At 65.5% G+C, this 23,878-nt stretch carries 23 protein-coding genes, 2 tRNA genes and 1 riboswitch; of the genes, 16 read left to right on the top strand and 9 right to left on the bottom strand.

Annotated elements, in window-relative coordinates:
* Positions 1 to 97: 97 nt before the first annotated feature.
* Positions 98 to 213, top strand: a riboswitch (SAM riboswitch).
* Between the two features lie 12 nt (positions 214 to 225).
* Positions 226 to 1,341, top strand: coding sequence for a homoserine O-acetyltransferase MetX (gene metX / locus V9L17_RS19750; protein ID WP_337352605.1), 1,116 nt, complete (start codon positions 226 to 228; stop codon positions 1,339 to 1,341).
* 52 nt (positions 1,342 to 1,393) lie between these two features.
* Here metX and V9L17_RS19745 read toward each other — a convergent pair whose 3' ends face one another.
* Genes V9L17_RS19745 through V9L17_RS19735 form a run of 3 tightly spaced genes read right to left on the bottom strand, consistent with a single transcriptional unit; the run spans position 1,394 to position 4,003 of the window.
* A complete protein-coding gene (locus tag V9L17_RS19745) occupies positions 1,394 to 1,888 on the bottom strand; it encodes a hypothetical protein (RefSeq protein ID WP_337347529.1) in 495 nt (164 codons plus the stop codon).
* Positions 1,889 to 1,901: 13 nt separating this feature from the next.
* A complete protein-coding gene (locus tag V9L17_RS19740) occupies positions 1,902 to 3,107 on the bottom strand; it encodes a winged helix DNA-binding domain-containing protein (RefSeq protein ID WP_337352604.1) in 1,206 nt (401 codons plus the stop codon).
* A gap of 44 nt (positions 3,108 to 3,151) precedes the next feature.
* The gene (locus V9L17_RS19735) at positions 3,152 to 4,003 is read right to left on the bottom strand and encodes an SGNH/GDSL hydrolase family protein (RefSeq protein WP_337347686.1); all 852 of its coding nucleotides are present in this window, start codon (positions 4,001 to 4,003) and stop codon (positions 3,152 to 3,154) included.
* A gap of 95 nt (positions 4,004 to 4,098) precedes the next feature.
* On the opposite strand from V9L17_RS19735, the gene V9L17_RS19730 reads away from it, so the two are divergent.
* Positions 4,099 to 4,749 (top strand): alpha/beta hydrolase, encoded by a 651-nt coding sequence (locus tag V9L17_RS19730; RefSeq protein WP_337352603.1) that lies wholly within the window; start codon positions 4,099 to 4,101, stop codon positions 4,747 to 4,749.
* Positions 4,750 to 4,825: 76 nt separating this feature from the next.
* Here the strand turns inward: V9L17_RS19730 and V9L17_RS19725 are convergent, their stop codons facing one another.
* Complete coding sequence (locus V9L17_RS19725) at positions 4,826 to 5,059, bottom strand: RNA-binding S4 domain-containing protein (RefSeq protein WP_337352602.1); 234 nt, start codon at positions 5,057 to 5,059, stop codon at positions 4,826 to 4,828.
* Between the two features lie 33 nt (positions 5,060 to 5,092).
* Between V9L17_RS19725 and V9L17_RS19720 the strand changes: the two genes are divergently transcribed.
* The 3 genes from V9L17_RS19720 to V9L17_RS19710 all read left to right on the top strand — a co-directional run bounded on the left by V9L17_RS19720 (position 5,093) and on the right by V9L17_RS19710 (position 8,650).
* The gene (locus V9L17_RS19720) at positions 5,093 to 6,082 is read left to right on the top strand and encodes a DMT family transporter (RefSeq protein WP_337352601.1); all 990 of its coding nucleotides are present in this window, start codon (positions 5,093 to 5,095) and stop codon (positions 6,080 to 6,082) included.
* 148 nt (positions 6,083 to 6,230) lie between these two features.
* On the top strand, positions 6,231 to 7,616 hold the full coding sequence (locus tag V9L17_RS19715; protein ID WP_337347534.1) for a glycine--tRNA ligase: 1,386 nt from the start codon (positions 6,231 to 6,233) through the stop codon (positions 7,614 to 7,616).
* A gap of 2 nt (positions 7,617 to 7,618) precedes the next feature.
* Positions 7,619 to 8,650 carry a GNAT family N-acetyltransferase gene (locus V9L17_RS19710; protein ID WP_337352600.1) on the top strand — a complete coding sequence of 344 codons (1,032 nt, stop codon included), beginning with the start codon at positions 7,619 to 7,621 and terminating at the stop codon, positions 8,648 to 8,650.
* A gap of 79 nt (positions 8,651 to 8,729) precedes the next feature.
* Here V9L17_RS19710 and V9L17_RS19705 read toward each other — a convergent pair whose 3' ends face one another.
* The gene (locus V9L17_RS19705) at positions 8,730 to 9,530 is read right to left on the bottom strand and encodes a DUF1295 domain-containing protein (protein WP_337352599.1); all 801 of its coding nucleotides are present in this window, start codon (positions 9,528 to 9,530) and stop codon (positions 8,730 to 8,732) included.
* Complete coding sequence (locus V9L17_RS19700) at positions 9,527 to 10,315, bottom strand: alpha/beta hydrolase (RefSeq protein WP_337352598.1); 789 nt, start codon at positions 10,313 to 10,315, stop codon at positions 9,527 to 9,529. The genes V9L17_RS19705 and V9L17_RS19700 overlap by 4 nt, the downstream gene beginning before the upstream one ends.
* A 54-nt stretch (positions 10,316 to 10,369) precedes the next feature.
* On the opposite strand from V9L17_RS19700, the gene V9L17_RS19695 reads away from it, so the two are divergent.
* From V9L17_RS19695 to V9L17_RS19675, 5 genes are all read left to right on the top strand, one after another.
* On the top strand, positions 10,370 to 11,893 hold the full coding sequence (locus V9L17_RS19695) for a YibE/F family protein (RefSeq protein ID WP_337352597.1): 1,524 nt from the start codon (positions 10,370 to 10,372) through the stop codon (positions 11,891 to 11,893).
* A gap of 80 nt (positions 11,894 to 11,973) precedes the next feature.
* Positions 11,974 to 13,152: a tRNA dihydrouridine synthase DusB gene (gene dusB / locus V9L17_RS19690; RefSeq protein ID WP_337347538.1), complete on the top strand. Its 1,179-nt coding sequence runs from the start codon at positions 11,974 to 11,976 to the stop codon at positions 13,150 to 13,152.
* Entirely contained in the window at positions 13,136 to 14,434 is a 1,299-nt protein-coding gene (locus V9L17_RS19685) for a deoxyguanosinetriphosphate triphosphohydrolase (protein ID WP_337347688.1), read from the top strand. Before dusB ends, V9L17_RS19685 begins: the two co-directional genes overlap by 17 nt.
* 49 nt (positions 14,435 to 14,483) lie before the next feature.
* Entirely contained in the window at positions 14,484 to 16,415 is a 1,932-nt protein-coding gene (dnaG, locus tag V9L17_RS19680) for a DNA primase (protein ID WP_337347539.1), read from the top strand.
* Positions 16,416 to 16,503: 88 nt separating this feature from the next.
* Positions 16,504 to 16,576: transfer RNA gene (locus V9L17_RS19675), tRNA-Asn, on the top strand.
* An 85-nt stretch (positions 16,577 to 16,661) separates the two neighbouring features.
* Here V9L17_RS19675 and V9L17_RS19670 read toward each other — a convergent pair.
* From V9L17_RS19670 to V9L17_RS19660, 3 genes are all read right to left on the bottom strand, one after another.
* A complete protein-coding gene (locus V9L17_RS19670; protein WP_337347540.1) occupies positions 16,662 to 17,069 on the bottom strand; it encodes a hypothetical protein in 408 nt (135 codons plus the stop codon).
* Positions 17,070 to 17,164: 95 nt separating this feature from the next.
* Complete coding sequence (locus V9L17_RS19665; protein ID WP_337347541.1) at positions 17,165 to 17,344, bottom strand: hypothetical protein; 180 nt, start codon at positions 17,342 to 17,344, stop codon at positions 17,165 to 17,167.
* A gap of 41 nt (positions 17,345 to 17,385) precedes the next feature.
* The gene (locus V9L17_RS19660; protein WP_376046329.1) at positions 17,386 to 18,642 is read right to left on the bottom strand and encodes a multidrug effflux MFS transporter; all 1,257 of its coding nucleotides are present in this window, start codon (positions 18,640 to 18,642) and stop codon (positions 17,386 to 17,388) included.
* A 145-nt stretch (positions 18,643 to 18,787) separates the two neighbouring features.
* On the opposite strand from V9L17_RS19660, the gene V9L17_RS19655 reads away from it, so the two are divergent.
* From V9L17_RS19655 to V9L17_RS19630, 6 genes are all read left to right on the top strand, one after another.
* Positions 18,788 to 19,642: a phage holin family protein gene (locus V9L17_RS19655; protein WP_337352596.1), complete on the top strand. Its 855-nt coding sequence runs from the start codon at positions 18,788 to 18,790 to the stop codon at positions 19,640 to 19,642.
* Positions 19,643 to 19,687: 45 nt separating this feature from the next.
* Entirely contained in the window at positions 19,688 to 20,311 is a 624-nt protein-coding gene (locus V9L17_RS19650; RefSeq protein ID WP_337352595.1) for a CDP-alcohol phosphatidyltransferase family protein, read from the top strand.
* Positions 20,311 to 21,219, top strand: coding sequence for a DMT family transporter (locus V9L17_RS19645; RefSeq protein ID WP_337347545.1), 909 nt, complete (start codon positions 20,311 to 20,313; stop codon positions 21,217 to 21,219). Before V9L17_RS19650 ends, V9L17_RS19645 begins: the two co-directional genes overlap by 1 nt.
* A 96-nt stretch (positions 21,220 to 21,315) precedes the next feature.
* Positions 21,316 to 22,512 carry a glycosyltransferase gene (locus tag V9L17_RS19640; protein ID WP_337347546.1) on the top strand — a complete coding sequence of 399 codons (1,197 nt, stop codon included), beginning with the start codon at positions 21,316 to 21,318 and terminating at the stop codon, positions 22,510 to 22,512.
* 79 nt (positions 22,513 to 22,591) lie between these two features.
* Positions 22,592 to 22,668, top strand: a tRNA-Ile gene (locus tag V9L17_RS19635).
* Between the two features lie 302 nt (positions 22,669 to 22,970).
* Positions 22,971 to 23,864 (top strand): hypothetical protein, encoded by an 894-nt coding sequence (locus tag V9L17_RS19630; protein ID WP_337352594.1) that lies wholly within the window; start codon positions 22,971 to 22,973, stop codon positions 23,862 to 23,864.
* Positions 23,865 to 23,878 lie beyond the last annotated feature (14 nt).

Below are 23,878 nucleotides of genomic sequence, written 5' to 3'. Positions count from 1 at the left end.
CCCCGAGAGTCCGGCGCCCGGCAGGAGAGGCATTGTGGAGTCACAAACCAGTCACACTCTTAGCCAGATCCGGGGCTGGTTTCGTACACTCGGAGAAGGTCATGAGTGCCAGCGACAGCCCCGGCTTGCTGGCCGGCAACCCTCCTTTCGCGGCGGGGTGCCCCGGGTGAAGACCTGGCCTGCCGGTCATTCGACGGCGGGCAAGCGCGTAGAAAAGGTCTCCACATGACGATTACCGTCTCCCGTACCGCAGTACCCGAAAACGGCGTGGTCCGTTACGCCAGCATCGGCGGCCTTGAATTGGAAGCGGGCGGATACCTGCCCGAGGTCACGCTCGCCTATGAAACGTGGGGAACGCTCAATGAGGACGGCTCCAACGCCGTCCTCATTGAGCACGCCCTGACCGGCAGCACGCACGTGACACGCGGTGACAGCGACGAGCCGGGCTGGTGGGAGCAACTTGCCGGTCCAGGCGCGCCGGTGGACACGGACAGGTTCTTTGTGGTGTCCATCAACATTGTGGGCGGCTGCTACGGTTCCACCGGGCCGTCCTCGCCTGCTCCCGACGGCCGGCCCTGGGGTTCCCGCTTTCCGCTGGTGACCCTCCGTGACAGCACCGCCGCCGAGGCCCGGTTGGCGGACCAGCTGGGCATCCGGAGCTGGTACGCGGTGCTGGGCGGTTCCATGGGCGGTGCCCGTGCCTTGGAGTGGGCGCTCATTTGCCCCGAACGGGTGGAGCGTTGCGCCGTGATCTCGATCGGTGCCGCCAGCACCGCCGAGCAGATCGCCTTTGCGCAGGCCCAGACGCTCGCCATCCGCCAGGACGCCAACTTCAACGGTGGCGACTACTATGGAGGGCCTTTCCCGGAGGACGGGCTGGCCCTGGCGCGGCGGATCGCCCACATCACCTATCGATCAGCCCAGGAGTTCGATGGGCGGTTCGGGCGGACGGCCCAGACTCCCGAAACGCCGCTGCGGGCAGCCGCGCTGGGGGACCGTGGGCGCTACCAGGTGGAGAGTTACCTTGACCACCAGGGCAGCAAGCTTGTCCGCCGCTTTGATGCCAACAGCTACATCGCCATCACCGAGGCCCTCATGAGCCACGACGTCTGCCGGGGGAGGGGAACCCTCAGCGAAACCCTGGCGAGGGCGTCCGCAAAGTTCTTTGTTGCCGCGGTGGACTCGGACAGGCTCTACTTCCCGTCGCAGTCACAGGAGCTCGCTGCCGCGCTTCCGGGAGCCGTGGATGTCCACGTTATCGAAGCGCCCATTGGCCATGACGGCTTCCTGACCGAGATCGGCCAGCTGGGCAGCCAACTCCGGAAGAATTTCCTGGTCTGACCGGGCACCTCACGGCGCCACGAACGTTCCGGAAGCCTAGGAAGCCGGCTGGTCAGCCGTCCATGATTTCGGAGCGCCGCTTCATGTATTCGTCCACGGCCATCTCGCCGTTGCTGTACTGCTGGTCCAGTTCCGCGAGTTTGCGGGCCCGGTAGCCTTGGGGGGCCGACGGCGGCGGGGGAGTTGCAGGGGCGGCAGGCTTTTGGGGTGCCTCCGCTGCCTGTCCCGGCACAGGCTGGCCGTAGGGCGGGAACTGCTGGTCTGCGGGCGGCACTGGCATCATGGGCGGCAGCGGCTGGCTGGGCGGCAGGGGCTGCGGGCCGTTGATCTGGCGGAATCCGCCGCTCATGTAATCCTGCTGCGTGTAGCCGTCCCGCGGCTGGCGGCTCTGGGGCCCGGGGAACTGGCCCCCGCCCGGAAACTGGTCGGGGTAACGCCCGGAAAAGCTCTGGTCCTGGTTCCGCTTGTTGACGGATTTCCGGTACATCCGCATCGCCATCGGAATCAGGAACGACAAAATGATGATCCAGAAGAACAAGCTGTTCACGGTGTAACGCCTCTCATGTGTGTCCTTCCAGCTTAGCCCCGGACGGCACCCGGACCGCGGGGATGCCCAGGAAAGCCGCATACCTGTCCACGGCGTCGCCGATGGCAACGTCCAGCGCAGAGCCTGGTGCCGGATCGGTGGAGGCGAACAGCCGGATATCCAGTTCGCAGCGGCCCGAAAGCAGTGTGTGCCGCCAGGAGCCCGCCATCCGACCGTCCAGCAGCACCACGTGCATCAGGGCACCGTCGACAGGAAGCGCCGGGGCGGAGCCGCCCAGGTAGTGCCTTGTTGCGGAGTAGCCCATCACATATTCGTCGTAGCACTGGATGAGGTCGATCCGAGGTCCGCTGGGCTGGCTGCCGGTCTCGTCACCGGAGCCGCCAGGCCCGGCATTGTGATAGAACACCACGCCGTCAATCGCCGTTGTGCCGAGGGCCCCGGGATCCCGGTCCAGGGCAAGAAGCACGCCCTGCCGGACATCGGCCATCGTGAGCCCCGACCAGTCGGCGCAATCTTTGACCGTCGCGGGGCCGCGGCTCGTGAAATACCGCACGGCGAGTTCGGCCAGCGCGTTTTCCCGGGTGGGAACTTTCACAGGTCCCGCCGGGACCCGCTCGTCAAAGTGGGCGTAGGTCTGCTTCAGAGCACCGCCCCGGCTCCGCACCGGCGAACCACTCACCAGCACGCCGCTGATTTCGGCGTGCATGATCAGGTAGGCGAGTTCCAGTCCTTTTCCCGCGTAGCCGGCAGACTGAAGAGTGGCCGCGAGCTGTTCCCGGGTCTTGTGGTTTCCGCCGGCGACGGCCCTGGCCAGCACCTCCCCGCTCCGGGCGGCCACGGCGGCGTCGATGCCGGTGCGGCGGTACATGCCTGCATTGCCTTGGTGGAGCCGGGGCGCGGACAATGCCAGCAGCCACCGCAGATCGTCCCGGTGGACGAAATGCCAGGTGGGCCGGAGGATATGCGTGCGCAGGATCCGGCCGTCTGCTACGGCCTCCTCGACGTCCGCGGCCGTGGCGGCTGGTCCTCCATCGGTGGAACGGTCCAGGTCCCCGAAGGTGTGCTGCGAGGCGCGCTGCGCCAGGCTCCAGCGGGCGTAGGGAAATTCCTGTGCCTGCACGGCCAGCAGCTTGCGCAGGGCAGCCTCGGGAGATTCCGCGGCCGATCCCCGGAGCATCTGGGACCGGAGACGCAGCCGCACCACCGTATCCGGTTCCATGGCCATCCCCCGTTGCACCCTGCCGGCCCCGGGCCGTTCCGCCGCTAGTGCCGGCCCGCGTCGGTGGAACCGAGCGGACCTTCACCGGATCCCAAGGGGACGCCCGGACCGAACACGGGTCCCGGCGTCGGGCGCTTAGCGGTGATCCCATCGCCGGAGGAACGGTGACGGAGCCTCCGCACTACCCACGGCACAAAGTATTCGCGTGCCCACACAAGGTCCCCGGTGCGGGCCTCACGCCAGGTGCGGGGTGGCAGCGGCTTGGGCTGCAGCGGCTCCAGTGTATGGCTGACGTTGAGTGCGTCCAGGACCATGGCCGCGATGGTGTGGTGTCCCAGAGGAGAGAAGTGCAGCCGGTCCTCGTCCCACATCTGCGGGTCGCTGAGCTGCCGCAGGGACCACATGTCGGCGATGATGGCGTCATGCCGGGCCGCGACGGTCCGCAGGTTCTCGTTATAGATGGCCACCTTGCTGCGGACCCGGCCCAGGACTGACGACCCGGTGTCCGGGCCGTTGAAGAGCACCACCGTGGCTCCGCCCATGCCCAATATCTGCACCACAGAATCGAGCTTCTCCGCGAGGGCGTCGGGGTCGCCGCCGGGCCGGATGAGGTCGTTCCCGCCGGCCGACAGCGTCACCAAGTCAGGCTTCAGGGCAAGGCACGGTGCAAGCTGCTGGTCCACGATCTGCTGGAGGAGCCTGCCCCGCACGGCGAGGTTGGCGTAGGCGAAATCCTCCTGGCCCCGGCCCAGCTCCTCTGCTACCCGGTCAGCCCAGCCGCGGTAGCCACCGGGGCGGGACGGTTCGGGGTCGCCGATCCCCTCCGTGAAGGAGTCGCCCATGGCCACATAGCGGGTCCAGGGATGGGATTCCACAGCGGAAGGCGGGTTCTGCATGGCTTTGGCTTCACTCACGGTCCTATCCTGCCTGTTCGTTCTCAAGCTACGCCAACGTAGGTTGTTACCGTCGGGTAACTGTAAGAATGGAAACCATGACTGAAGCCGAAGTATTTCCTGCCCCTGTTGTTTTGTGGTCCCAGCCCGAGGACCAGCGTGACGGAAAGCCGTTGCTGGTGCTGCTGCACGGGTACGGCGCCAACGAGCAGGATCTCCTGAGCCTTGCAGACATGCTGCCGGCGGACTTTGCGGTGGCTTCGGTGCGTGCTCCGATGGCCATGGGGCCGGGCTTTACCTGGTTCCCGCTGACGGCGTCGATCGACTACTCCCTGGACGCCGTGAAGAGGGCCTCCGGCTACCTACTGGAATGGATTGACACCATTAAGGTTGGCCATCCCTCGGTGACGCTGCTCGGCTTCTCCATGGGCATGGCCATGGCTACCACGCTGCTGCGGCAGCGCCCCACTGACTTCGCTGCCGTCGTCGGCCTTTCCGGCTTTGCGATTGACGCGGGCGATGATCCCACGTTCCGCGACTCCGAACTGGATGGCAGCATCCCCATGTTCTGGGGCCGAGACCAGCAGGACCCTGTGATCACCCCGGACAAGATCGACTTCACCATGGGCTGGGTCCGCAAGCACGTGAAGCTCACGAAGGTGCTCTACACGGGCATGTGGCACGGCATCAACCAGCAGGAAATCGGGCACGTGTCCGAGTTCCTGACGCACGAGGTCCTGAAGAAGTAAAGATTACTGAGCCAGAAAAGCGGACGACGGCGGCGCGCGGCCGCAGTGTCCGGCCCGCCGCACGCCGTCGGGAATATCAGGCCTGCGGCGCGACGACCTTCACGGTCTGACCGTTGACGGTGACGGTGTCGCCGTTGCGGAGCTGGCGCCCGCGGCGGTCATCTATATCCCCGTTGACTTTGACGAGACCGTTCTTGATCAGCTCGGCTGCCTCCACGCCGTCCTCCACGAGGCTGGCAAGCTTCAGGAGCTGGCCGAGGCGGATCATGCTGTCGCGGATGGGGATCTCTTCAATATCCGGGTTGCTCATACAAGCAATGATGCCTGACGTAAGGTGAATTCAATGACCCACACCCCCCGGCTGCCGTTGCTGGCAGGCCTTCCGATGGCAGTCGGAGCAGGCCTGGCGATCCCGGTCCAGGGAAGGATCAACGGCGCCCTCGGTGCCAGGCTCAATGACGGGATAGCCGCGTCCGTGGTGAGTTTCAGCACAGGCCTGGTCCTGATGGTGCTGATTTCGCTGGTCCTGCCTAAGGGGCGCGCCGGCCTGGCAAGGATCGTTCCCGCCGTCCGCAGCCGCGCCTTTCCTCCCGTTTATGTCCTGGCCGGCGGAATTGGGGCGCTCTTCGTCTTTGCCCAGTCCTTCACGGTCGGGCTCCTGGGCGTTGCCCTGTTCACCGTGGCCACCGTGACCGGCCAGACCCTGAGCGGCCTGCTGGTGGACCGTCTGGGCATCGGCCCTGCCGGCAAGAAGCCGGTGACCGGCATCCGGATCATCGGTTGCGTCCTGACCATCGCCGCTGTGGCTTGGGCTGTGTCCCCGCGGTTCGCAGCGGGGTCCGGGTCCGGTACAGCGGCCGACGGCGGCCCCGCCGCCTTGCTGCTGCCGCTCCTGCTCCCCGTGGCGGCGGGTTTCCTGATGAGCTTCCAGCAGGCCATGAACGGAACCGCCACTGTCCACTACGGCACGCCCATCGCCGCGACGCTGGTCAACTTCGTGGCAGGCACTGTGGTGCTGTGGACCGCCTGGGGAATCAAGGTTGCGCTGGCAGGGCCGGGAAGCCCGCTGCCGGGGGAGTGGTGGTACTACGTCGGCGGACCCATGGGCTGCGTGTTCATCGGACTCGGTGCTCTTCTGGTCCGCAGCCTCGGGGTCCTGGTCACCGGGCTTGGCATGATCGCCGGGCAACTGCTGGGTTCCCTTGGCCTTGACCTCCTGGTCCCAGCTCCGGGTACCATCGTGGCGCCCGCCACCGTGCTGGGCACCATCCTCACGTTGGCCGCCATCGTCTTGGCCACACTGCCCTGGCCCCGGGGCGCCTTCCGGAGGTAGCGGCCGGTAGGCTAGGACACGCAGCTTTCTGCAATGTTTCCTTCGCCCGCCCCGCCCGGCCACCAGAGGTGTTTCGCCCACGGTGATTCCGGGGGCCAGATAACCCGCGGACCGCACCCAGCGGCCCTGTAGAAATTGGAGTTCCACCATGGCACCAAAATCCGTTCTCGATCAGGTCATTTCCCTCTCCAAACGGAGGGGCTTCGTGTTCCAGGCCGGTGAGATCTACGGTGGTTCACGTTCTGCCTGGGACTACGGGCCCCTTGGTGCCGAGTTGAAGGAAAACATCAAGCGCCAGTGGTGGCAGTCCATGGTCCGCGGCCGTGAGGACGTAGTTGGCCTGGACTCGTCCGTCATCCTTCCCCGCCAGGTCTGGGAGGCCTCCGGCCACGTTGACGTCTTCTCAGATCCGCTGGTGGAGTGCCTGTCCTGCCACAAGCGGTACCGCGCGGACCACCTCGAGGAAGAGTACGAGGAAAAGAAGGGCCGCCCGGCCGAAAACGGCCTGAAGGACATCGCCTGCGCCAACTGCGGCACCCGCGGCGAATGGACCGAACCGCAGGAATTCTCCGGCCTCCTCAAAACCTTCCTGGGCCCCGTCGCCAGCGACGAAGGCCTGCACTACCTGCGCCCGGAAACCGCGCAGGGCATCTTCGTGAATTTCAACAACGTCCTCACCACCTCGCGCAAGAAGCCACCGTTCGGCATCGGCCAGATCGGCAAGTCCTTCCGCAACGAGATCACACCCGGAAACTTCATTTTCCGCACCCGTGAATTCGAGCAGATGGAAATGGAATTCTTCGTAGAGCCCGGCACGGACGAGGAATGGCACCAGTACTGGATGAAGGAGCGTATGTCCTGGTATACCGGCCTGGGCATCCGTGAGGACAACCTGCGGTTCTTCGAGCACCCGCTGGAGAAGCTCAGCCACTATTCCAAGGGCACCACCGACATCGAATACCGCTTCGGCTTCCAGGGCTCGGAATGGGGCGAGCTCGAGGGCATCGCCAACCGTACGGACTTTGACCTCTCCACCCATGCCAAAGCCTCCGGCACGGACTTGAGCTACTTCAACCAGGCCACCAACGAGCGCTACACGCCTTACGTGATCGAGCCCGCCGCCGGCCTCACCCGGTCCTTCATGGCGTTCCTGATCGACGCCTATACCGAGGACGAGGCTCCCAACGCCAAGGGCGGCGTCGATGTCCGCACTGTCCTGAAGCTGGACCCGCGCCTCGCCCCGGTCAAGGCAGCCGTGCTGCCGCTGAGCCGCAACGAGGACCTGTCGCCGAAGGCGAAGGACCTGGGCACGCAGCTGCGCAAGAACTGGAACATCGACTTCGACGACGCCGGCGCGATCGGCCGCCGCTACCGCCGCCAGGATGAGATCGGCACCCCGTTCTGCATCACCGTGGACTTCGACACCCTGGACGACCACGCCGTGACCATCCGCGAGCGGGACACCATGACGCAGGAACGCGTGTCCCTGGACAAGGTGGAAGGCTACCTGGCCGCCCGCCTGATCGGCGCCTGAGCATGGCCATCGAATACCGCGAGTGGCGAGAGGGCGATGACCTCGCGCTCCTGGAAATCTGGGGCGATCCGGAAACCTTCCAGGCCGGCCAGTTCCGCGGGGCCCTGACGGTTTCCTCAGCAGGTACGGATGGGACTCCCTGGCGCCGGACCATCGTGGCCGAGGACGTCATTGACGGCGTCGGCATTCCGGTGGCGGCAGGCGTGGTCTACGAGGCTTCGCTGCACCCTGAACGCCTGTGGGCTTACATCGAAGTGGCGCGGGACCACCGCCGGTCAGGCATCGGTGCCACGCTCCTGACCATGCTCCGCCGCGAAGCCGAACACGCGCCGTCGGGCGTTACCAAGCTCCGCGCGAAGGTCCAGCCCGGCAGCCCCGGGGCCGCGTTCGCCGAAGCCTTCGGGCTGTCGCCCATCCAGCGTTCCCGGCTGGTGGTAGTGGAACCCGGCGCCCTGAAGCTGCCGGTTTTCCCGGCCAAGGACGACGGCGGCCGGCCCGCCAACGACGAAAACGCCGGCTCCGACGTTGTCATGGATCTCGCTACCGGGTCCGTCGAGCTGACCGATGTGGTGGGGCGGTACTACACGTCCATCCACGACTGGGATTCACCGGGCGTGCTGTCCATGGGGCAGGTGCAGAAGCTTTTCCTTGACGACCTCACCGGCGCCCACGGTGCGATCGTGCTGCGGGCCGAGCCGGAGTCCGCCTTTGGCTCGGGGGTCGCGCCCAGTAAGAAAGGCAGGATCCGTGCGTTCGCGGTCAGCTACGCGGAGGCTGCACAGGACCCGCTGGCCCAGGAAGGTTCCGCACCTGGTTCGGCGGCCACGGACGTCTTTGTTGGGCATGATCCGGCCCTTGACGCCGCCGACGCCGCCGAAGCGGTCCGCGACCTGCTCTCGCTCATCGCGTACCAGCACCCGGTCATGCTGGAACTGGACGACTCCATGACGGCCCTGCGTGCCGCCGTCGAGCCTTTGCTGGACAGCGGCAAGGCGCGGCAGGCCGGTGCGGAAACGCTGATCGTCTCGGACTGACCCGCCCTTCCCAACTAGGTAGCAGCAGATGTCGTTATGAGCCCTCAAAACGACACCTGCTGCTACCTACTTGGGGGCGTCACCGTCGCTTTGGTGGCCAGGGGATGAACCCGCTGGTGGACTCGACGTACTCGCGGTAGCCCGGACGGCCGGACATCGCCTTCTCAGTCAGGGGCTTGCCCGTCTTGCCCGCCAGCGTCCACACCATCAGGGCTGGTGAGAGCAGCGTCAGGGCGCCCGGCCAGGACTCGGCAACAATGAGGAACAGGCCAGTCCACACCGCGGCATCACCGAAGTAGTTGGGGTGCCGCGTGTAGCGCCAGAGGCCCGAGTCCAGCACGGTGCCCCGGCGGGACGGATCGTTCTTGAACTGCGCCAACTGCCAGTCGCCCACCGTCTCGAAAACGAAGCCGGTCAGCCAGAACATGACTCCCAGCGCTGCCAGCCACCCCGCAGGGCCTGTGGAGAACATTCCCACCTGGAGGGTGAGGGAGACAAAGAACATGACCACGCCCTGGGGCAGGTAGACACGTCGGAGCGCATAGACGTTGCGCGAATGCGGCGCCGCATCCAGCATCGCCTTGTACCTGGGGTCTTCGTGGCCGTCGCGTGCGCGCCAGCCGATGTGCGTGCCCAGGCGGAGTCCCCAGATGGCCGTCAGGACCAGCAGGAGCAGCCGCCTCAGGTCATCGCCGGAGCTGGCGGAGAGAAACCAGGACACTGCGGCAACCGCAACAAAACCCGGCCCCCAGGCGACGTCCATGACGGAATGCCTGTCCTGCCGGACGGCCACGGCGAACGTAACGGCCAGGACCAGGACAACGGCCAAGGCCGTCCAGGGGAGCGAAGCCACGAATTCCGGCCACGGAAAAGGGCTCACAAGGCGACCTGTACCGATGATGCGGGCAACAGTTCATCCAGTGTCCTCGACGAAATGGGGCCCGCCCCGGTTGCCTCGGCAAAGGCCTTCATGATGAAGCCTGTCGCCAAGGCATGCCATAAGCGGACCCGCCGGAACATAAAGTGCCCCGCGCCCCTGAGGGTCACGTACTGCATGGACGCGGCCTCACCGGTTGCGCGGCGGGCAAACTTAAGCGACTCCGAGGGGCTGGTCCAGCGGTCGGTGGTCCCGTGGACGATCAATACCTTTTTCCCTGCAACCCGGGAGGAGGGCGTCGCGCCGCTGAGCCAGGGTGCGAGGGCAACTACGGCTGCCACCTGGGGATCGTCGGCCGCTGATACGGCGGTCAGCCCTCCCATGGAGTGGCCCAGCAGGAACACCGGGACGCCCGGGTGTTGCTGCCTGATCTGCTCCAACGCCCACCGGGCATCCTGCAGGGGCGTCATGTCCTGGCCGTTCCAGCCCCTTGTGCTGTTTCGCAACGACCACACGGCCAGGCCATGGTCCTTGCCGGCACGGTGCAGGTGCCTGGCAAAGGGAACCATCCGCGCCGGACTCAGGTGACGGGCCTCCACAGGTTCGAAACTGTGCGACTTGCCGCCGTGCAGTACCAGTGCCACGCCCAGGGTGGGCCCGGCAGGCTCCAGGACGCTCAGGACCGCCTGGCGGGAGGGCCTTCCTGTGGCCCCGGTGGAGTGAAGCAAGCCATTTCCCTCAGCCTTGCGCTTGGTCACGCGCTGTCCTCCCGGTTCCTGGTGGTCCATTTATCAACCCTATGGCGCCGGACGTAGAGTTCAAGGTATGAGGTTCAACTGCTGATGGGTTCCGGTCACACCCACGTTTCACAAGGTCATTCGGAGCCGACGGCTCAAGCGATTGCTGCCCGGAGGAAAGCGAACTACATCCTCGCTGCCATCCTGGTGCCGCTCACCCTGCTGACCCTCGCCGCGATGGCCATGCTGTGGCCGTCCGGCAGCAAGGAAGGCATTTCGCTGGCAAACCCGTATTCGGCCGCGCCGGGTGTGACGTTCGACACCGGCAAAATCCAGAGCGTGGTGGTGGAGCCCTGCATGCAGGGCTCCGCGGCGCAAAACCCGGCGGACGCCAGCGGACAGGATGCCGGCCAGCCGAATTCGGGCCAGGCCGGTTCGGGCAGCCAAGGCTCAGACTGTACGTTCGCCTTCACTGAACCGGACCAGGGAGGCAGCCCCGTCAAGGTGGTCATCAACCCCGACGTCGCCGAATCCCACGGCGTGAAGCCGGGGGACCAGATCCGCTACCTCAACCTGTCCAACGCCCAAGGGGCATCCGCGGGGCAGGGTTCGCCCGCCTACATCTTCGTTGACTTCGTTCGGACCCTCCCCATTGTGCTCCTCGCCCTGCTCTATGCGGTGGTGGTGATCGCGGTAGCCAGGTGGCGAGGGCTCCGCGCCTTGATCGGACTGGTGGGTGCCTACTTTGTGCTGGTCAGCTTTATGCTTCCGGGCCTCGTGGAGGGCAAACCGCCGCTGTTGCTGGCATTGGTCGGTTCCACGGTGATCATGATCGGGGTCCTCTATTTCGCCCACGGCTTTTCGGCACGGACGTCGACGGCGTTGCTGGGCACGATCTTCGGCCTCGCCATCACGGCGCTGCTGGCAGCTTGGGCCACCGACGCCGCAAACCTCGCCGGCGTGGGAAACCACGACGCCGCCACGCTGGTCAACACGTCGGCCAACATTTCCATCTCCGGGGTGATTCTGTGCGGCCTCATCATCTCGGGCCTGGGTGTCCTGAACGATGTCACCATCACACAGTCCTCGGCAGTCTGGGAATTGTACGAACTTGCGCCCGCCACCAGCGCACGGAAGCTCTTTACCTCCGCCATGAGGATCGGACGCGACCACATCGCCTCCACCGTCTACACCATTGCCTTCGCCTACGCCGGGGCAGCCCTGCCCATCCTGATCATCGTGATGCTTTACGACCGCCCGCTGGGAGACACCCTCACCAGTGCCGAGCTCTCCGAAGAAGTTATCCGGACCCTGGTCGGCTCCATCGGCCTCGTGCTCGCGATTCCCGTGACCACCCTGATCGCCGTGCTGGTGGTCAAGGCAACGGGCATCCGCAACACCGGTCTTCCGTCCGGCCACGGTGCCGGGGACCACGGTAATGGCCATGACCACGACGGCGGCCCGGTCCACAGTGTCAGCCCGGACGATGTGGACGATACCGGGGCGCTCGCGGCCGCGGCGGCCATAGCTGGAGAAACGCGGATTGCTGAGGCGGGGCCGGCAAGAACGCGCGTGGCAGAGACGGGGACCGCAGAAACTCGGCGGGGCCGCCGGGCAGACCGCCGCTGACTGGAAGGCGCTACGCCCGCGGTGACAGCGGCTGCGCGGAGGTGCCGCCCCGATTTGCCCGGCTTTGCGACAATGGACAGGTGACTGTTACTGCAACGCCTCCCGCCCCCAAGCTGGAACTCCCGCCCCTGAAGCTGGGTCCCATCACAGTGGACACCCCCGTGATCCTGGCTCCCATGGCTGGCATCACCAACTCCGCTTTCCGACGCTTGTGCCGTGAATACGGTGGCGGCATGTACGTGGCGGAGATGGTCACCTCCCGCGCCCTCGTGGAGCGCACCCCCGAGTCACTGCGGATCATCTCCCACGACGACGACGAAAAAGTCCGCTCAGTGCAGTTGTACGGCGTTGACCCGGTGACCGTGGGCGCCGCAGTGCGAATGCTGGTGGAGGAGGACCGGGCGGACCACATCGACCTGAACTTCGGCTGCCCCGTTCCGAAGGTGACCCGGCGCGGCGGCGGCTCGGCCCTGCCCTGGAAGATCGACCTCTTCACCTCGATCGTGCAGACCGCAGTGAAGGAAGCTTCCAAAGGCAACGTCCCGCTGACCATCAAGATGCGCAAGGGCATCGACGAGGACCACCTGACGTACCTCGACGCCGGCCGGATTGCGCGCGATGCCGGCGTCGCCGCCGTCGCACTCCACGGCCGCACCGCGGCTCAGTTCTATTCCGGCCAGGCAGACTGGACCGCCATCGCGCGGCTCCGCGAGGCATTGCCGGACATCCCCGTGCTGGGCAACGGCGATATCTGGTCCGCCGAGGACGCCGTGCGCATGGTCCGGGAGACCGGGGTTGACGGCGTGGTGGTGGGCCGCGGCTGCCAGGGGCGGCCCTGGCTTTTCGGGGACCTCCAGGCGGCGTTCGAAGGCAGTGATACCAGGCACAAGCCGAACCTCCGCCAGGTAGCTGAAGGAGTGTACCGCCATGCGGAACTGATGGTGGAGACCTTCGGCGACGAGGGCAAGGCCCTCCGCGAGATCCGCAAGCACATGGCCTGGTACTTCAAGGGCTATGTGGTGGGCGGGGAGCTGCGCACGCGGCTGGCACTGGTGACCAGCCTGCAGGTGCTGCGCGAGACGCTGGCTGAACTGGACCATGATTCGCCGTACCCCGGAGTGGACGCCGAAGGCCCGCGCGGCCGTGCCGGATCACCCAAAAAGCCGGCGCTGCCCAAGGACTGGCTTGAATCCCGCGCGCTCAACGACGCCCAGTCCCAGGACATCGCCGCTGCGGAACTGGATGTTTCCGGTGGCTGAAACCCGCACCACGGCACCGGTTCTCCCCGGCTACGAACCCCACGATTCCGCCCGCTGGGTGGAGGAACCGCCCAAAACCACTTACCGCTCCGACTTCGAACGGGACCGCGCCCGGGTGCTGCACTCATCGGCGCTGCGGCGCCTGGGCGCTAAAACCCAGGTGGTGGCACCTGACACGGACGACTTCGTCAGGACCCGCCTGACCCACAGCCTCGAAGTCGCCCAGGTTGGCCGTGAACTCGGCCGCGCCCTGGGCTGCGACCCCGACGTGGTGGACACCGCCTGCCTCAGCCACGACCTCGGCCACCCGCCCTTCGGTCACAACGGCGAGTCCGCGCTGAATGAGGTGGCGCACGCCATTGGCGGCTTCGAAGGCAATGCCCAGACACTCCGCCTGCTCACCCGGCTCGAGCCCAAGGTCCTGGCCACGGACGGCCGCCCGGCCGGCCTGAACCTCACCAGGGCCAGCCTGGACGCCGCCGCGAAGTATCCGTGGTCTGCCTTGGACGCACCGGTGATCCATGGGCAGCGCACCAGCAAGTTTGGCGCCTACGAGGACGACCTCCCCATTTTCAATTGGCTCCGGGAGGGTGCGCCGGTGCGCCGGTCCTGCCTGGAAGCGCAGGTCATGGACCTGGCCGACGACATTTCGTACTCCGTGCACGATGTTGAGGACGCGATTGTGGCCGGGCACTTCCAGCTGCGCTGGATGGACAACCCGGACCACCGCGCCCGGGTAGTGGGCTACGCCAAGCAGTGGTACCTCCCGCACAATGACCCCGCCGCCATAGATGCCGCGCTCGCCCGGCTGGAAGCCACCGATGTCTGGGTGCGCGAGGCCGACGGCAGCCGCAAATCCATGGCCGCCCTGAAGAACATGACCAGTCAGCTGATCGGCCGGTTCTGCCAGAGCGCCCTGGAGACCACCCGCGCCCTGTACGGACCGGAAAACCTGACGCGGTACAACGCCGAGCTGATGGTCCCGGACGAGACGGTGATGGAAATCGCCGTGATGAAGGGCCTGGCCACCACTTTCGTGATGACCACCGAACACCGCCAGCCGATCTACGAGCGACAGCGCGAGGTGCTGCATTCCCTCGTTACGGCGCTGAGCGCCACCGGTGACCGCCACCTCGAACCCATGTTCGCCGCGGACTGGCGGGACGCGGCCGACGACGGCGCACGGCTGAGGGTGGTCATCGACCAGGTGGCGTCGCTGACCGACGGCTCGGCGCTGGCTATGTACGAACGGCTAGTGGGGAGCCTGCCGTCTCTGTGGTGACCGAGGCAACACCGCGAATCTGCTTGTCGGCCGGGACTAGGATGGCTTTGTGGCTGGCCTGATCAAACGCGAAGACATTGACGAAGTACGCCAGCGCACGGACATCAAGGAAGTGATTGACGGCTACGTCACGCTTAAGGGTGCCGGGCTGGGAACCTACAAAGGCCTGTGCCCCTTCCATGACGAGCGCTCGCCGTCGTTTACGGTGCGCCCCCAGGTGGGCAGGTACCACTGCTTCGGCTGCGGTGAAGACGGCGACGTCATCGCCTTTGTCCAGAAACAGGACCACACCTCCTTCCAGGAAGCCGTGGAGAAGCTGGCCGCCCGCATCGGCTATGAACTGCGCTACGAGGATGGCGGCACGGGGCCCAACCGCGAAGAGGTGGGCAAGCGCCAGCGGCTCCTCGATGCGCACAAGATCGCCGACGAATTCTTCCGTGCCCAGCTGCTGACTCCCGGTGCGGCTGAGGGCCGAAGCTTCCTGCATGGCCGGGGTTTTGACCGCGCCGCCGCGGAACAGTTCGGCGTCGGTTATGCGCCGCAGGGCTGGGACGCGCTGCTCAAGCACCTCCGCGGGCGCGGGTTTACGGACCAGGAACTCAAGCTGACGGGCATGTTCTCGGAAGGCAACCGCGGTATTTATGACCGCTTCCGCGGCCGCCTGATCTGGCCCATCCGGGACATAGCCGGGGACACCATCGGCTTCGGCGCCCGCAAGCTCTACGAGGACGACCAAGGCCCCAAGTACCTCAACACCCCGGAAACCACGCTCTATAAGAAGTCCCAGGTGCTCTACGGGATCGACCTCGCCAAGCGGAACATCGCCAAGGACCGCCAACTGGTGGTGGTGGAAGGCTACACGGACGTGATGGCCTGCCACCTCGCAGGAATCCCGACGGCGGTGGCCACCTGTGGCACGGCGTTCGGCACCGAGCACATCAAGATCGCCCGCCGCCTGCTGTCCGACGACGGCACCGGGGGAGAGGTCATCTTCACTTTCGACGGTGACGCTGCCGGCCAGAAGGCTGCGCTGCGGGCTTTCGAGGAGGACCAGCGCTTCACGGCCCAGACCTACGTGGCGGTAGAGCCCACGGGGGCCGACCCCTGTGACCTGCGCCAGACCAAGGGTGACGCCGCTGTGCGGGACCTTATCAACACCCGCCGGCCGCTGTTTGAATTTGCCATCCGGGCCACGCTGAAGCGGCATAACCTGGACACCGTGGAAGGCCGCGTGGCCGCGCTGCGGGAGTCCGCGCCGGTGGTGGCCCAGATCCGCGATGCCGGCATTCGGCCCGCGTACGCGCGTGAACTGGCCGGCTGGCTAGGCATGTCCGTGGAGGACGTCAGCCGCGCCGTGGGGGTAGCAATGAAGCGTTCTGCCGCTGGTCCCTCGGCCGCTCCGGGAGGCGGTCCTGCCCCGGCTGCCCCCACGTCGGCTCCCACGCCCCAGGCGGGCGGACCCGGCGTAGCTGCCGGACCGGCGTCGGGCGCTGTTCCGTCCTATCACCGTCCGGACCCGCGGGATCCCGTTGCTTCCATGGAGCGGCAGGCACTCGAGGTTGCGCTGCAGGAGCCCTCGCTGCTCGGCGGAGGCATCTGGGAGCGTTTCTCGGCTGCGAGATTCGTCACACCGGCCTTCCAAGTGGTTCATGATGCCATGCGGGCATCCGGGTCCGGGCTCATCGGGGACCCTGTCCGCTGGGTGGAGCAGGTCATGCACGAGGTCCCGGAGCCCCTGCGGCCCCTCGTGTCCGAACTCGCAGTAGTTCCGTTGCCCGCGAGCACCGAGGAAGCCGTGCAAAAGTACTGTAAGGACATCCTTTCGAGGCTGTTCGAGCTGCAGATCACGCGGGTGAAGGCGGACAAAATGGGCCAGCTGCAGCGGCTGGATCCGGCCGCGGACCGGGAGGATTTCCAGCGGCTGAACAGGGAACTGATGATGCTGGAAATGGAGCGCCGGGCGCTGCGTTCGGACGCGTAGGCAACGCCGTCGCCATCGTGGCAGGCCCGGCTCCGGGGTTCAATTTCGTTTCCGCGCGGGGTGTTTGCTAGGCTAGTACCCGCTTCATTCCTCCTTAGCTCAATTGGCAGAGCATTCGACTGTTAATCGAAGGGTTGCTGGTTCAAGTCCAGCAGGAGGAGCAAACACAAAATCCCCGCCCTCTTCGTGAGGGCGGGGATTTTTTTGCTTGCACAGAAACCTGGCATTGCATCCTGTGGAAGGTACTCAAACGAAGTCCATTTCCACCTGCAGGAAGCGCTCTGCCTCGGCGATGGCAGCCTGGAAGGCCTCCTGCTCGGTGGGGGACTTGCGGGGCTCGCGCGGGTGCCATTCATGGGGTGCGGAGTGGACGCGGGCGAAGCCGGAGTCCGGTGGAGCGTAGAAGATGCCGAAGCGCTGCACGGGCCATTCGGGGGAGGTTTCGGGGGCTACCAGCAGCGCCGCGTTGAAAGCCGGGTTAAACCACTGGGCGATGGGCCGGCGCCGGTCTTCGGTAAAAAGCCCTGCGGCGTAGAGAGCCGCGGACTGCTCACCGGTCTGGGCGCACAACCGGTCCCACCACAGGGGCAATATGCCGGTGTCGCATCGTTGCCACGTGGCCGGAAGTGGCGGATGGGCCTGCCAGCTGTGCACGGACTTATTTTATCCCGCCAAGGCTCCGGCGCGGCAGGGGGTGTCCCGGGGCAGTGAACGGCCCAGTGGGGCTTTGCAGGGCCGCCCCAGGAACGTCAGGAGCGGTTCCAGGGGCCCGGGTTAACGCGGTACAACAGGGCCGATCCGGCCAGCATGCCCAGGATGATGCCTATGGCCGGACTACCCAGCGCCCGGCCGGCAAAGTAGCCCACGACGGCGCCCAGCACCGCGCCGAGGAAAAGTCCCCTTCGGTTACGGTGTGGCTTGCGAGTCATCGTCCCACCCTACTGCCGTCGGTCGCCAGTGGTCCCGGCCATCAGTGGATGGAAGGGACGGTACGGGGCCTGACGACCAGCCAGAGAGCGGCAATGGCCAGGAGGATGCACGCCGCCTGCACGGCGCCCATGGGCGTGGCCGTCTCAATCCCCAGCCAGCCCACTACGGGCGAGATGAGTCCGGCCATCATGAACGTGGCGGCCCCCAGGAGGGAAGCGGCCGTCCCGGCCTTGTCCCCATGGCTGGCCAGTGCCAGGACCTGCACGCACGGGAAAGTAAAACCTGTGCCGAGGATGTAGAACCAGAGGGGCACCATGACCCCCCACAAGCCCATTCCCAACTGGTCGAACAGCACGATCAGCAGGGACATCAGGAACATCCAGGCCGTGGAGCACGCCAGGATCCACTGCGGCGGCACGCGCTTGATCAGCCGGGAACTCGTCTGGACGCCAGCGACGATACCCAGCGAATTGATGCCGAAAAGCAGGCCATACTGCTGGGGGGAGAAGCCAAACACGTCCTGGAAGAGGAACGGCGAAGCGGACAAGTAGGTAAATAGGCCGGCAAAGTTCATGCCGCCCACCAGAAGGAGCCCCACGAAGATCCGGTCCGTGAAGAGGACCTTGTAGCGCTGGCCGGCCGTCAATCCGGATTGGCCACGCTTTTCCGGCGGGAGCGTCTCGCGCACGAGGAACAGCGCAGCAATTATCACCAAAGTGCCGTAGCCGGCCAGGAACACAAAAATCCCGGGCCACGGCATGACCAGCAGCAGTTGGGAGCCGATGACGGGCGCCAGGATGGGCGCGAGTCCGTTCACCAGTGCCATCCGGGAGAACATCCGCACCATCGCGTAGCCCGAGAACAGGTCCCGGACCATAGCCATGGCTACCACCCCGCCACCCGCAGCGCCGACCCCCATCAGTACCCGGAAAATTCCCAGTGTGGTGATGTCTGTGGAGAGTGCTGCCCCCACCGAGGCGGCGATGTGCAGGGCAGTGGCGAGAATCAGTGGAAGACGCCGTCCAAACCTGTCGCTGAAGGGACCCACCACCAACTGGCCCAAGGCAAAGCCCACGGTGGTTCCGGCAAGCGTCAGCTGGACCTGCGCCTCAGTGACACCCAGGCTGGCCTCGAGCGCGGGGAAAGCCGGCAAGTACAGGTCTATGGTGAAGGGTCCCAGGGCGGTCAGGGCACCGAGCAGGAGGATGTACAGGAGTTTCCGGCGGCGGGTCAGCAGATCGCCCGGATTGGCGGTTATGGTCACGGAGACCAATCCTAGGCCCGAAGCGTCGTACATTTACAGCGTTGCAGGGCACGCCGCTCCGCATGCCCCGAAGTTCGTCCTGAACCTGAATGATAGTTTTGTGGGCGGGACTGTGCACTTGCACTCTCCGGCAGTACACGGAAGCCGAATCGACCATGCAACCAGTTAGGCGGAACCGATGAGCGGACGTCACAGCGGGCGGACCAGCCAGGGCCTGCGCATCACCGCGCTGCCCAGGACGCTAAAACTCCTTTTCCGTTTGGCCCCCCGCCAGCTTAATGACGAGATCGCCCTCGCCAAGATTGAGATCAAGCGCAAGGGCATCCAGCTGGGAGTCGCCGCAGCGTTCTTCGCCATTGCGTTGATTTTTGTGGCATTCCTCGTGGTGGGACTGATCGTTGCAGCCATCATGGGGCTGGCCACCATCATGCCTGCGTGGCTTGCGGCACTTCTCGTCAGCGCCGCGTTCCTGCTGATCGCCCTGGTGGGCGGCCTGGTGGGGCTCCAGAAGTTCAAGAAGGCCATGCCACTGGTACCGGAGGAAACCATCCGGGGGATCAAGCATGACCTTGGCGTTGCCAAGGAGGGCTCGGACTTCAACGCCGCGCTGCTCGATCCGGCGAGCCCGGAGGCAAAAGCCGCCAAGGCTGCCAAGGCCGAAGCTGCTGCGAAGGCCAAGGCCGAGAAGGAAGCCAAGGCCGAGACGCACGAGAAGGAATTCCCGCACGCGTCCGAACCCGAGCTGCACCGCCGGCTGGACCAGCGCCGTCGCCACCTCACCGAGGTCCGCGACGAGTTGGACACCGAACTGGACATCAAGCCCCAGGTACGCTTCCTCGTGGGCGCCGCCCAACAGAAGCTGCGGGAGGGCCAGGCGCTGATGAACCACGGCCGGGACGTCGCCGCGCAGAAGATTTCCGGTTTGTCAGAAGGCACCGGCGGAACGGCCCTTCGGTGGAAGCCGCTGGCCGCCTTTGCCGGCGCGGCGGCCGTGTTTGTGGTGCTGCTGCGCAAACTGCTGAAAGAACCGTAACCGACACGCTCTGCTGCACATCATGCTTTAGGAAAGGGGGACGGGATGAGGTTCATCGGTGCTGGCTCCCGTCCGGGCCGCCCCCAGGTTGACCACGACCTTGTTTTTACCGTGCCCAACGCCCTCACGGTCCTGCGGTTCATGGGCGTCCCGCTCTTCATTTGGCTGGTCCTCGCGCAGAAAGAGTATGGGTGGGCTGTCCTGGTCCTTGTGGTCATGGCGGGCACCGACTGGGTGGATGGCTATGTGGCACGCCGCTTCGACCAGGCATCCAGGCTGGGCCGGGTCATGGACCCGATCGCAGACAGGCTGGCGCTGATCGCCGTCGCAGTCACACTGGTGATCGCCGACGTCGTGCACTGGCTCTACCTCGCCGCGCTGGTCATTCCCGACGCCGTCCTGCTCGTCCTGACGCTTTCCTTTTTCGGCGGCCATCCGGACCTTCCGGTGAGCCGGATCGGCAAGATCCGCACCGGGCTGCTGCTCCTCGGCACCCCGATGCTGGTCATGTCGCGGCTGGACGTCCCGCTGGCCGGTGCCCTGCATATTGCTGCCTGGGTGGTGCTGGGACTCGGCCTGGCCGGGCACTGGATTGCCGCCTATAACTACTTCTGGGCCATCCTGCGGAAGGGCAGAATGCAGTCACATCACGACGGCGGCACCACCTGATGGTGTGGGTGGCCGTTCTGCTCGCGGTACTTGGAGCATTCTTCCTGGCCATCGGTGCCCAGAAGCAGGGAAGCGCCGTCAAGGCCGATACCGGCGGGCTGGCACTGAGTTCCAACGGCTTCCTCCGGCTCCTTCGCAACCCGCGCTGGGTGCTCGGGCTGCTTCTGCTCTGCGCCGGGATGGGCATGAACGCTGTTGCCCTGGTTTCCGCACCGCTGACCGTGGTGCAGCCGATCGGGGCTATTGCGCTGGTGATTACTACAGTGGTCAACGCCCGGGACCAGGACCTGACCATCAACAGGGCAACCTGGGTGGCCATCGCTGCCTGTGTCACCGGGTCGGCGCTGTTTGTCCTCCTTGCCGTCAACGTCACGCAGGAGAACCATCACGTCAGTTACGACGACGAGCTCACCATCGTGCTGTTGCTGACCCTCGCGGTGGGCGTTTTCGGTACGCTGGCCGCCATGTTCCGGCACCGGATGAGCGCGTTCGTGTACATCCTGGGTGCCGGTGTCCTGTTCGGCTTCGTGGCCGTCCTGACGCGGATCATCGGCAAGCACCTGCTGGATCCCAACGGGCTGGTCCTGCTCAATGTGCAGTGGTATTCCGTCGTGGCGATCGCGGCTGCCGGTGGATTGGGTTCCTACTTTGTCCAGAACGCCTATTCCGGCGGACCACCTGACCTGGTCATCGCTGGACTGACTGTCATCGACCCGATTGTGGGGATCGCGATCGGCATCGTCATCCTTGGTGAACTCCGCCCGGACGTCCACGCCGTGATGGCGATTGCCATGGGTACGGCTGCTTCCCTTGCTATCGTTGGGGTGATCGCCCTTTCCAGGCACCACCCCGAGGTCACCAAGCGCAAGAAGGATGCGCGGAAGGCCGCGGGTCGGGCGTCCCACTAGATCATTTTCACTAAGAGGCCCGGCACCACCGTGCCAGCGGCCAACCGGTGCTGTCAGCCTCAGCTGCCGGCACCGAGACCATCAGGAGCTCTCCACGTGACAACGCCCGCTGACCAGCCTCCCCTGACCATCCTGATCGCCGCGGACACCTATCCGCCCCACATCAACGGTGCCGCCACTTTCGGCTACCGCCTGGCCAAGGGAATGACCGGACGGGGCCATGACGTGCATGTCCTGGCGTGCCGGGCGGACAACGGGAAGAGCTTCACGGAATTCCGCTCTGAAGCTACGGTGCACCGGCTCCGCTCGCATGGTGTGTGGACCCACGAGTACTTCCGCATCTGCTTTCCGTGGGAAATCAAAAAGGAAATCAGTCTCTTGTTCGATCGGGTGAAGCCCGACGTAGTGCACATCCAGAGCCACTACATGATCGGCGAGCACGTCCTGTACGAAGCCGTGAAGCGCGGCGTGAGGGTTGTGGCAACCAACCACTTCATGCCGGAAAACCTCAATCCCTTCCTACCGTTCCCGCAGTGGTTCAAGGACATCATTGGCAAGATCTCCTGGAAGGACATGGGCAAGGTCATGGGCCAGGCCGACGTCATCACCACGCCCACGCCGCTGGCCGCCAAGGCGATGCACCAGCATGCCTTCCTCCGCAAGGTGCTGCCGCTCTCCAATGGCATCGATTCGTCGGCTTATGAGCTGCAGCCGGGGGAAGTCATCGAACGCCACGAGCACCCCACGTTGCTGTTCGTGGGGCGGCTGGCCGAGGAAAAACACGTGGACGTGCTGATTGATGCCGTGTCCAAGACACCGGCGGAAATGAACGTCCATCTGGAGGTCATTGGCGGCGGTGAAGTACGTCCCGCGTTGGAGGCACAGGTGGAACGGCTGGGACTGGGGGACCGGGTGAAGTTCCTGGGCCTGGCCAGCGACGAAGATCTCCGTGAGGCGTACATCAAGGCTGACCTGTTCTGCATGCCCGGCACCGCTGAACTGCAGTCGCTCGTCACCCTGGAAGCCATGTCGGCATCCACGCCGGTCTTGCTTGCCGATGCCATGGCTTTGCCGCACCTGGTGCGGGATGGCGAGAACGGGTATCTCTTCACGCCCAACGACAGCGACGACCTCGCTGCGAAGATCAAGCGGGTCCTTCAGCTGCCGGCAGACCAGTTGGCTGAAATGGGCCGGGCCAGCCGTCGAATGGTGGAGCCGCACAGCATGCAGGGAACGCTGCAGACCTTTGAAGATCTCTACCGGGGAGCCGGCTTCGAAGACAAGGTGGTCTAAAGGCATTCCGTGGATTTGCTAGAGTGTTTTTGCCCCGCGGGATCCGAAGTCCGCACGGACGCGGATCCGCGGGGCGCACGGGGCTATAGCTCAGCTGGTTAGAGCGCGGGACTCATAATCCTAAGGTCCTCGGTTCAAGTCCGAGTAGCCCTACCAACCTTAAAGGCCTCCTTCCCTTGCAACAAAGGGAAGGAGGCCTGTTCTGCGCAGGTGGTCAAAAGGGGCTTGACGGCGCACGGCCGCAACTGCCTATCTAAGGCCCTCAGTGGGCGGCCGTACATCCGCCGCCGGCAGGCTATCAGCAGGCCGCGTGTGGCTCTTGTGGGGGTAGCCCCTCGATCTTTGCGCGAGGGCTCTCCCCGGGCGTCACAGCGGCTTTTGTGCGCGGCCCATGGGGGCCGCGCTGGGGCTGGTTCGAGTGGGAGCTAGGGGCTATCCCTCTTCGCTATGGTTGTCGAGTGACCGCGACTGATCGAATCCGGGCAGCGCTCGCCATTGCCGTCCTCGGCGTCCTCGCCTGGGTGTTTGTATCCGACAAGCCCAAGGAGGCCTCGGTGGCCGGGCCGGCTCCTACAGCCGTCGCGACCGAGGGGCCTGCTGGTCCTGCTGGTTCGGCGCCGAGCGGCCCGGTTGCCGTGCCGATAACGACTGGCCTTCCCGCAAACGCCGATGGCGAACGGACCATCATGGCGAGGTTGAACGGCCAGACCGTCCGCATTGACCTGCCGACGGGCGGCATCCCCGCTGGGACTGCACTGTGGTTCCACGGCCAGGGTGGCGACGCCAACGGCCGTATGAACTCCTCATGGCTGAACTCGATCCGGGCGAAGGGATGGGCCATCGCATCGTCGGACTACCACCGCAACGCATGGGGCAACGCCGCCGCCGTGCAGGACACGAAGGAGCTGATGGTGTGGGCCCAAGAGAAGTCCGGGCAGCCTGTCAGATTGTTCATCGCTGCGTCCATGGGTTCAACGACGTCACTCAATACCCTGATCGATGGTGCCTCGCCGTCGTGCTGGTACGGCGTTGACCCTGTCGTTGATCTCAGTGCCGTTGGATCCGTGCAGAATTCGGCTAAGCAGATCGCGGAAGCCTACGCGGGGGCGCTGCTATCGTCTGGCAACCCGGCCGCCCACTTAGCGGCCCTACCTAAGAACACTCAGTACCGGATCGTCGCATCGCCCGGTGACACCATGGTCCCCGCCGCCTCGAACGCCAACTATCTGAAGGCATACCTCTCGACAGCCGGCTTCAGCGTTTCATCGATGACTGTCAGCGGAGAACACGGCGACGCCTCCCACTTCAACGGACGCGACCTGGCAGCCTTCGCCGTCGGCTGCACGGCCTAACCAAACAACCAAAG

It is taken from the genome of Pseudarthrobacter sp. CCNWLW207 (assembly GCF_037203945.1).
Classification (GTDB): domain Bacteria; phylum Actinomycetota; class Actinomycetes; order Actinomycetales; family Micrococcaceae; genus Arthrobacter.
Note: the sequence above shows the minus strand (reverse complement) of the source record. Positions and strands in the feature narration are given on the sequence as shown.

Excerpts from the sequence above, each read along its gene's own strand:
- V9L17_RS19740 (WP_337352604.1), bottom strand. The coding sequence starts at position 3,107 with ATGGAACCGGATACGGTGGTGCGGCTGCGTCTCCGGTCCCAGATGCTC.
- V9L17_RS19665 (WP_337347541.1), bottom strand. The coding sequence starts at position 17,344 with ATGACTCGCAAGCCACACCGTAACCGAAGGGGACTTTTCCTCGGCGCG.
- V9L17_RS19720 (WP_337352601.1), top strand. The coding sequence starts at position 5,093 with ATGACCCACACCCCCCGGCTGCCGTTGCTGGCAGGCCTTCCGATGGCA.
- V9L17_RS19650 (WP_337352595.1), top strand. The coding sequence starts at position 19,688 with ATGAGGTTCATCGGTGCTGGCTCCCGTCCGGGCCGCCCCCAGGTTGAC.
- metX (WP_337352605.1), top strand. The coding sequence starts at position 226 with ATGACGATTACCGTCTCCCGTACCGCAGTACCCGAAAACGGCGTGGTC.
- V9L17_RS19645 (WP_337347545.1), top strand. The coding sequence starts at position 20,311 with ATGGTGTGGGTGGCCGTTCTGCTCGCGGTACTTGGAGCATTCTTCCTG.
- V9L17_RS19715 (WP_337347534.1), top strand. The coding sequence starts at position 6,231 with ATGGCACCAAAATCCGTTCTCGATCAGGTCATTTCCCTCTCCAAACGG.
- V9L17_RS19655 (WP_337352596.1), top strand. The coding sequence starts at position 18,788 with ATGAGCGGACGTCACAGCGGGCGGACCAGCCAGGGCCTGCGCATCACC.
- V9L17_RS19695 (WP_337352597.1), top strand. The coding sequence starts at position 10,370 with ATGGGTTCCGGTCACACCCACGTTTCACAAGGTCATTCGGAGCCGACG.
- V9L17_RS19660 (WP_376046329.1), bottom strand. The coding sequence starts at position 18,642 with ATGTACGACGCTTCGGGCCTAGGATTGGTCTCCGTGACCATAACCGCC.
- V9L17_RS19725 (WP_337352602.1), bottom strand. The coding sequence starts at position 5,059 with ATGAGCAACCCGGATATTGAAGAGATCCCCATCCGCGACAGCATGATC.
- V9L17_RS19710 (WP_337352600.1), top strand. The coding sequence starts at position 7,619 with ATGGCCATCGAATACCGCGAGTGGCGAGAGGGCGATGACCTCGCGCTC.
- V9L17_RS19700 (WP_337352598.1), bottom strand. The coding sequence starts at position 10,315 with ATGGACCACCAGGAACCGGGAGGACAGCGCGTGACCAAGCGCAAGGCT.
- V9L17_RS19735 (WP_337347686.1), bottom strand. The coding sequence starts at position 4,003 with ATGCAGAACCCGCCTTCCGCTGTGGAATCCCATCCCTGGACCCGCTAT.
- V9L17_RS19730 (WP_337352603.1), top strand. The coding sequence starts at position 4,099 with ATGACTGAAGCCGAAGTATTTCCTGCCCCTGTTGTTTTGTGGTCCCAG.
- V9L17_RS19685 (WP_337347688.1), top strand. The coding sequence starts at position 13,136 with ATGTTTCCGGTGGCTGAAACCCGCACCACGGCACCGGTTCTCCCCGGC.